This is a genomic window from Parvibaculum sp. (assembly GCF_040882025.1).
Lineage (GTDB): Bacteria > Pseudomonadota > Alphaproteobacteria > Parvibaculales > Parvibaculaceae > Parvibaculum.
This window is the reverse complement of the sequence record NZ_JBBECC010000091.1, coordinates 22,931-30,077: the sequence shown is the minus strand read 5'-3', so window position 1 is coordinate 30,077 and position 7,147 is coordinate 22,931. Positions and strand designations below refer to the sequence as shown.

Here is a 7,147-nt window from a genome sequence, read left to right as displayed (position 1 = left end):
CGGCGTCTCTCTTCGCAATGAATCCTTGGATGCCGCCAACCACGCCGAGAGAAAGAATGCTCTAGAGAGGAATAGCCTCATAGAGAATTGGGAGTTGAAACTTGCTTTTTAGTTTCTCGATATATTGCCGGCCCTCGTAATCCAGCGGATTTTCACCGCAGATAATCAGCCGGCTTGGCTCGTTCGCGCCCGGCCAGTATGAGTATTCCAGAATCTGTCCTAACGCCTGCCGAATGCATTCGCGTGGAGACCATGCGGTTTTGATTTCGTAGTACCAGTATTCATTTGAGCTTTTGCGAAGGATGACGTCGATCTCGCCGCCCGCACCGTTTGAGTGCTCATCCGCAACATTGTCTTCACCGTACTTGGCGATCAATCGCTTGCACAAAGCGGCTTGCAACTCGTTGTGCTTTAGCGTGATGTTCAACTCCCGCGCTGCCAACGATGCTGTGGTCGCTGGAGCACGATCTGTGCAACCAGCCTGAAATTGGAATCCGATCGTGTTCGATGTTGCCGGACTGGCTTCTCGGCCGCCGCTTTCGACGTATGTATAGATTTCGAGAAGGCGATCAAAGTCCGTCAAAATGACTTCATATTCGAAGCTATCTAACGGCTGCCTTTTGCCCAAGAATACAAACGGACCAGGAGAAACGAAATCTGGAGAGATGGGGCAGGGCGGATAATCATCGCTACGCGGCCCCTCTCTGTAGTGCCACATGCGCATGTCGGCGTAGCGCTCTGGATACAATCTCATATAGTCATTGAATAGGCGCACCTTTGGAACCAATACGTCCAAATTTCTTAGTGACTTGCTTAGCTCAAACGAAAAGGCGACGCCGTGTCTTAAAAATTGACGGTCGTCTACTTCTTCAAAACCGATATTGAATTGGAGCTCTGGCCGCCCGCCATGATGGAACGCCCACGTAGGATGCGTGGTAAGGCTTGTAAAAAGTTTTGGAGTTGACCGTTGCGTATTGTGAAGTTCAGACCGCAGCCACGGCAGTCGCCCGATGAGGTGTCCTCGGGCGCGCGTATTCAACTCGTCTGCAATTGGCTGGATTTCAAATGATTTCGTCGACATTTGATCTGCGTCTCCGCCGTTGCCGCGAGATTGGATTTGAATCTGGTACTTGAAAAAACCCCAATGTCACTGACTGTAGACGCCTCGCGGGTTTTCGTGAAGCGAGACGCCGCGCTGCGCGCGGCTTCTGGATTGCCGGGTCGAGCCCGGCAAAGACGGAGGGTGGGGGACGTGTAGGGGCAACCGCCAACCGCCCCTTCCGGTGCGAAGCACCACCAATCCTTCCTCTCCTCTTCCTTCTCTGCGCCTCTGCGTGAATCCCTTCTTACTTTCTCCTCCGCGGCTCCGCGGCGAAGGCCGGGGTCCTCGGGATCGCCAACCTGTCCGCCGAAGCTGCGAAGCAGCGCAGGTGGAAGGCGATACCCGTGGGCGTGATTCCCTTCCGTCAAAATCTTCTCACCCCCGGAGATAACTTTTTTCATGCGCCTCACCCGCCTCCCGAATCGCGCTCATGAAAAATCTCCGCCCCGAAACCGGAGATAACTTTCCTGATAATCCGTACACGAACGAAAATTCCGGCGGGGATAATTCCGTTTGTGACAGTTTTATGACAGTTCCGTGACAGAGGGGGGTATCGCTGCCCTCCGCTGCTGTCGATTACCGCAAAACGCACTGCGTTTTGCGCCGCTGGCGGGGCTTTTCGGGAACCACTAGAGTGCGCGGCGTTTCCGCGGCCAGAGGACTGTCACAAATGAACCCGAATACGAGCGAAGTCACCGGCGTCGATCACGTCATCATCGCGGTCCGCGATCTGGTGGAAGCCGAGAAAAACTACACGGCGATCTTCGGCCGCGCGCCGTCCTGGCGCGGCACTCATCCCGGCATGGGATCGGCTAACGTCTTGTATCGGCTGGCAAATACCTATGTCGAATTGCTCGCCCCGGTCGCCGAGGGACCGACCGCCGACATGCTGAAGGCCCATCTCGACAAGGTGGGCGAGGGCGTTTTCGGGCTCGCGCTGGGCCTCGCCGACGCCGCCGCCGCGCAAGGCGCCTTCGCCGCGCGGGGCCTCCAGGGCAGCGCGCCCACCGATGGTTCGGGTACGGACGATCTGACGGGCGCGACGCGCCGCTGGCGCACAATCATGTTCCCGCGCGAGGCGACACGCGGTCTTTTTCTCTTTGGAATTCAACATCTTGGGTCCGCCGATGCGCTGCCGCCGGCGCCCCTTTCCGCTGGCGTTTCGGAAGATCAGGCGATCCCCGCCCTCGACCACATCGTCGTGATGACGCCCGATGCCGAGGCCACAAAAGCCTTGTTCGGCGCGCAATTCGGCATCCGTCTCGCGCTCGATCAGACGAAACCGGAATGGGGCGTCCGCCAGCTTTTCTTCCGTACAGGGAGCGTTACGATCGAGGTGGTGCAATCGCTCGACCCGGCGAAAGCGCCGAAAAGCGAACGATTCTGGGGACTTGCCTGGCGCGTGCCGTCGATTCGCCCGGTCCATGCGCGCCTCGAAAAATCCGGTCTCGACGTCTCCGAAATGCGCTCCGGCCGCAAGCCCGGCACCGAGGTCGCGACCATCCGCAAGCCAACGCATGGCGTCCCGACGCTGCTGGTTGGTCAGGCCTGAGCATTTTCCGGAAAAGTGGTCGCCGGTTTTCCGTAGAAAATGCGGCCGAACAAAGAGCCTAACCCCTTGGCGCGGCAGCCCTTTTCAGCCTGTCATTGATCGCCTCGCCGAGCCCCTGATCGGGGATCGGCATCACCGCGATCGCCCGCCCTTGCGCTTCCGCGTCGAGCGCCCTGAGCATCGCGAAGAGATTGGCCGCCGCTTCGGTCAGGTCGCCGGAAGTCGATAGATTCATTGATGTTTTGGCCTTCGGCGCCCCCGGCCCGAAAGCCAGCAACACCTCATCCGCGCCCGCTTCCGTCGCGTTGAGCCGCAAGGACGAACCCGGCGCATAATGGCTTTCGAGCTGCCCCGGCGAGGCGCGGCCTTCCTCTCCCGAGCCCGCATCGGCTTCCGCCAGCGGCCGGCCCAGCACCCGTTCAATCGCCTCCCGCGCCACCGCGCCGGGCCTCAGAAGTGTCGGAATTCCTTGAGGAAATCCGATTACCGTCGATTCAAGCCCGAGCCGGCAGGGCCCGCCATCGAGCACCATCGCGAGCGTTTCGGCCTCGCCAAGTTCCGCCATCACATGCGCCGCCCGCGTCGGGCTCACCCGTCCGGAGCGGTTGGCCGAAGGCGCCGCAACGGGCCTCTCCGCCGCTTTCAGCAGCGCCTGCGCGATCTCGTGCGCCGGCACCCTGAGCGCCACCGTGTCGAGCCCCGCGCTCACCAGCAACGAAAGTGGCGTCTCTGGCCGCCGCGGCAGCACCAGCGTCAACCCGCCCGGCCAGAAGGTAGCAGCAAGTTTCCGCGCCTCGTCGCTGAAAACCGCATGTTTTTCAGCCACTTGCGCGTCGGCCACATGCACGATCAGCGGGTTGAAGCGCGGCCGTCCCTTGGCTTCGAAGATGCGCGCCACCGCCTTGTCGTCGGTCGCGTCGGCCCCGAGCCCGTAGACCGTCTCGGTCGGAAAGGCGACAAGCCGCCCCTCGCGGATCGCCGCGCCGGCGCGGGCAATCGCCGCCGCGCTCGCTTCGACGCATTCCGTCATCGATCCTGCCTGTTTGAACGGTACCGTTGCGGCGGAGAATACAGTAAAAGGCCAAAAAGCCACGCAATTCCGTCGTTTCCCGCGTTGAGAGGACCTGCCCCCATGACCTACCGCCCGCCCGTCCGCGACATGGCCTTCGCCCTCAATGAAGTCGCGGGGCTTTCGGCGCTGGCGGGCAGGGGGCCCTTCGCCGATCTCTCGCCGGAGCTTGTCGAAGCGGTGATGGAAGAGGGCGCGAAGCTCGCCGCCGAGGTGCTGGCGCCGCTCAACCGTTCGGGCGACGCCGAAGGCGCGAAGCTGAAAAACGGTGGTGCATCAGTACCTTCGGGCTTCGCGGCGGCCTATCGCCAATGGGTCGCGGGCGGCTGGGGCAGCCTCGCCGCGACACCGGACTATGGCGGTCAGGGCCTCCCCGTTTCGCTCGCCGTCGCGATGCAGGAAATGTGGAATGCCGCCTGCATGTCCTTCGGCCTCTGTCCGATCCTCTCGCAAGGCGCTATCGAAGCGCTGACGGCGCATGGCACCGACGAACAGAAACAGCTCTATCTCGCCAAGCTCGTTTCGGGCGAGTGGACCGGCACGATGAACCTCACCGAGCCGCAGGCGGGATCCGATCTCAACGCCTTGAAAACAAAAGCCGTTCCACAGGGCGACGGCACCTACAGGATCACCGGCACCAAGATTTTCATCACCTATGGCGATCACGACATGACGGACAACATCGTCCATCTCGTGCTCGCCCGCCTGCCGGATGCGCCGCCCGGCACCAGGGGAATCTCTCTCTTTCTCGTGCCGAAATTCCTTGTCAATTCAGACGGTTCGCTCGGTGCGCGCAACGATGCCCATTGCATCGGGCTGGAAGAAAAGCTCGGCATTCACGGCAGCCCCACCTGCGTCATGTCCTTCGGCGAAACCACCGGCGCCCTCGGCACGCTGATCGGCGAGGAAAACCGCGGCCTCGCCTGCATGTTCACGATGATGAACAACGCCCGCCTGCTGGTCGGCACGCAAGGCGTGGCGATTGCCGAAGCGGCCTACCAGCATGCGCTGGCTTACGCGAAAGAACGCAAGCAGGGCAGGCCTTTGGGCTCCACCCTCGCACCCGGCGACATGGCGCCGATCGTCGAACATCCCGACATCCGCCGCATGCTGCTGACGATGAAAGCCTCGACCGAAGCCGCGCGCGCGATCTGCTACGCAACCGGCGTCGCCATCGACACCGCCCATGCCGGCGAAACGGCGGAAATCCGCGCCGCCGCGCAGGCCCGCGCCGATCTCCTGACGCCGATTGCGAAGTCCTTCTCCACCGACATCGGCTGCGAGGTCGCCTCGCTCGGCGTGCAGATTCATGGCGGCATGGGCTTCATCGAGGAAACCGGCGCCGCGCAGTTCCTGCGCGATGCGCGCATCCTGCCGATCTACGAAGGCACCAACGGCATTCAGGCGATCGACCTTGTCAGCCGCAAGCTGCCGCTCGGAAATGGTTCGGTGGCACAAGGCTTTATCGCTGAAATGCGCATGACGGCGAAAACTGCGCGGCAGTCGAACCGCAAGACGCTCGCCGCCATCGGTGCCGCGCTCGACGCGGCGCTCGACACGCTCGACAAGGCGACGGCTTACATGCTGGCGCAACTCAAGGCGGCGCCCAACGATTGCCTCGCCGGCGCCACGCCCTATCTGCGCCTCTTCGGCACCGTCGCCGGCGGCCACTACCTCGCACAAGGCGCGCTGAAAACGGCGGAGGAGGACGGGCAGGGCGGTTTCGCCGCCACGCGCCTCGCGCTTGCCGATTTCTACGCTCTCAACATCCTGCCAGGTGTTCACGGCCTTCTCGGCCCCGCCACGGCGGGCGCCGAAACCCTTTATGCGCTGACGGCCGACGAGTTCAGCTGATCCTGCCGTAGCGTCCGCTGCGCCGGCCGGGTTCGTGGTTTGACCTCGCGCGCCCCTGCGCCTATCACGGATTGGTCGCCGGGCCCCTGATGCGGCATCGATTCTGAAGTTTTGCCAGTTCGAAAGTTTTGAATGTCCGATATTTCCCAGGCGACTATCGAAAGCCCCGATCTCCGCTATCCCTTCGACCGGAGGGTGCCGGAACCCGCGGAGGTAATCGAGGTTGCGCCGGGGATATCCTGGGTGCGCATGCCGCTCCCCTTCCAGCTCGACCACATCAATCTCTGGCTGATCGAGGGCGACGACGGCTGGACCGTTGTCGACACAGGCGTTGCCACCGATGAGGTCAAGACCTTGTGGCGTCAGGTTTTTCAGACCGGTCTCAAGGGCAAGCCGGTGACGGGCCTCATCGTCACCCATCTTCATCCCGATCATGTCGGCCTCGCCGGCTGGTTCACGCGCAAATGGAGCGTCGAACTCCAGATGTCGCGCACCGATTTTCTGATGTGCAAGACGCTGGTCCTCGACACCGGCCGCGAGGCGCCGAAGGAAGCGCTCGAATTCTACCGCGCGGCGGGCTTCAGCCAGCGCGGTATCGACAGCTATGCGTCGCGTTTCGGCGGCTTCGGCAGGCACGTCTCGCGCATGCCCGACATTTTCCGCCGTCTGCGCGAGGACGATGAACTGACGATCGGCGGCCGCACATGGCGCGTCGTTATCGGCTCGGGCCATGCGCCGGAGCATGTCTGTCTCTATTGTGAGGAAGCGAAGATCCTGATTTCCGGCGATCAGGTGCTGCCGCGCATTTCGTCCAATGTCAGCGTGCACCCGACCGAAGCCTACGAAAATCCGCTGGAAGACTGGATCGAAAGCTGCAAGCGCCTGCGCCGCAACCTGCCGGACGATCTGCTGGTGCTGCCCGCCCACAACGAGCCCTTTTACGGGCTTCACACACGCCTGACGCAACTGATCGACGGCCATGAGGAAGGTCTTGAGAAGCTGCTGGCGATGCTCGACGAGCCGAAACGCGCCATCGACGTATTCTCGGCGCTCTTCAAGCGCAAAATCGGCCCCGACGTCTTTTTCATGGCGACCGGCGAAAGCCTCGCTCACCTGAATTGCCTGCTCGGCCGCGGCCTTGCGACCGTCAGCCGCGACGAAAAGGGCGTCAACTGGTATCGCCGGGCCTGAGCGGCCGCGCATGCTATATTTCCGTCGGAAATACACATGGCCCGGACGATGACCACGCTTCTTGTCACCCATTCCGCCTGTCTCGAACATGAAACGCCGCCGGGCCACCCCGAATGCGCCGACCGGCTGCGGGCCGTGCTGGGTGCGCTGGAGACGGAAGAATTCGCGCTGCTTGCCCGTGCCGAGGCACCGCGCGCGAGCCGCGAACAGATTGCTCGCGTCCATCCGATCTCGCATATCGAGCGCATTGAAAAAGGCGCGCCGGACGAGGGCTTCCGCCGCATCGATGCCGACACCGCCATGTCGCCCGGATCGGCGGAAGCCGCCTTTCGCGCCGCCGGCGCCGCGGTTCATGCGGTCGATGAGGTGATGGCCGGCC

General features: G+C 62.5%; 5 protein-coding genes and 1 pseudogene. 4 read left to right on the top strand and 2 right to left on the bottom strand.

All coding sequences use genetic code 11. The annotated features are described in order from the left end of the window. Nucleotides 1-61 precede the first annotated feature (61 nt). The gene (locus tag WEB61_RS06625) at nucleotides 62-1,081 is read right to left on the bottom strand and encodes a hypothetical protein (protein WP_368063544.1); all 1,020 of its coding nucleotides are present in this window, start codon (nucleotides 1,079-1,081) and stop codon (nucleotides 62-64) included. 691 nt (nucleotides 1,082-1,772) lie between these two features. Between WEB61_RS06625 and WEB61_RS06620 the strand changes: the two genes are divergently transcribed. After that, nucleotides 1,773-2,654 carry a VOC family protein gene (locus WEB61_RS06620; protein ID WP_368063543.1) on the top strand — a complete coding sequence of 294 codons (882 nt, stop codon included), beginning with the start codon at nucleotides 1,773-1,775 and terminating at the stop codon, nucleotides 2,652-2,654. Nucleotides 2,655-2,712: 58 nt separating this feature from the next. On the opposite strand, the gene WEB61_RS06615 is transcribed toward WEB61_RS06620, so the two are convergent. Next, on the bottom strand, nucleotides 2,713-3,684 hold the full coding sequence (locus WEB61_RS06615; protein WP_368063542.1) for an L-threonylcarbamoyladenylate synthase: 972 nt from the start codon (nucleotides 3,682-3,684) through the stop codon (nucleotides 2,713-2,715). A gap of 102 nt (nucleotides 3,685-3,786) precedes the next feature. On the opposite strand from WEB61_RS06615, the gene WEB61_RS06610 reads away from it, so the two are divergent. The 3 genes and pseudogenes from WEB61_RS06610 to WEB61_RS06600 all read left to right on the top strand — a co-directional run. After that, nucleotides 3,787-5,577, top strand: coding sequence for an acyl-CoA dehydrogenase family protein (locus WEB61_RS06610; RefSeq protein ID WP_368063541.1), 1,791 nt, complete (start codon nucleotides 3,787-3,789; stop codon nucleotides 5,575-5,577). 132 nt (nucleotides 5,578-5,709) lie between these two features. After that, nucleotides 5,710-6,768, top strand: a complete 1,059-nt coding sequence (locus WEB61_RS06605) for an MBL fold metallo-hydrolase (RefSeq protein WP_368063540.1) — start codon at nucleotides 5,710-5,712, stop codon at nucleotides 6,766-6,768. Between the two features lie 48 nt (nucleotides 6,769-6,816). Further along, nucleotides 6,817-7,147, top strand: a pseudogene (locus tag WEB61_RS06600) (histone deacetylase family protein); the annotation flags it as partial.

Bases quoted from the DNA above. Each gene is read 5' to 3' on its own strand.
- WEB61_RS06615 (WP_368063542.1), bottom strand. From the start codon at position 3,684: ATGACGGAATGCGTCGAAGCGAGCGCGGCGGCGATTGCCCGCGCCGGC.
- WEB61_RS06620 (WP_368063543.1), top strand. From the start codon at position 1,773: ATGAACCCGAATACGAGCGAAGTCACCGGCGTCGATCACGTCATCATC.
- WEB61_RS06625 (WP_368063544.1), bottom strand. From the start codon at position 1,081: ATGTCGACGAAATCATTTGAAATCCAGCCAATTGCAGACGAGTTGAAT.
- WEB61_RS06610 (WP_368063541.1), top strand. From the start codon at position 3,787: ATGACCTACCGCCCGCCCGTCCGCGACATGGCCTTCGCCCTCAATGAA.
- WEB61_RS06605 (WP_368063540.1), top strand. From the start codon at position 5,710: ATGTCCGATATTTCCCAGGCGACTATCGAAAGCCCCGATCTCCGCTAT.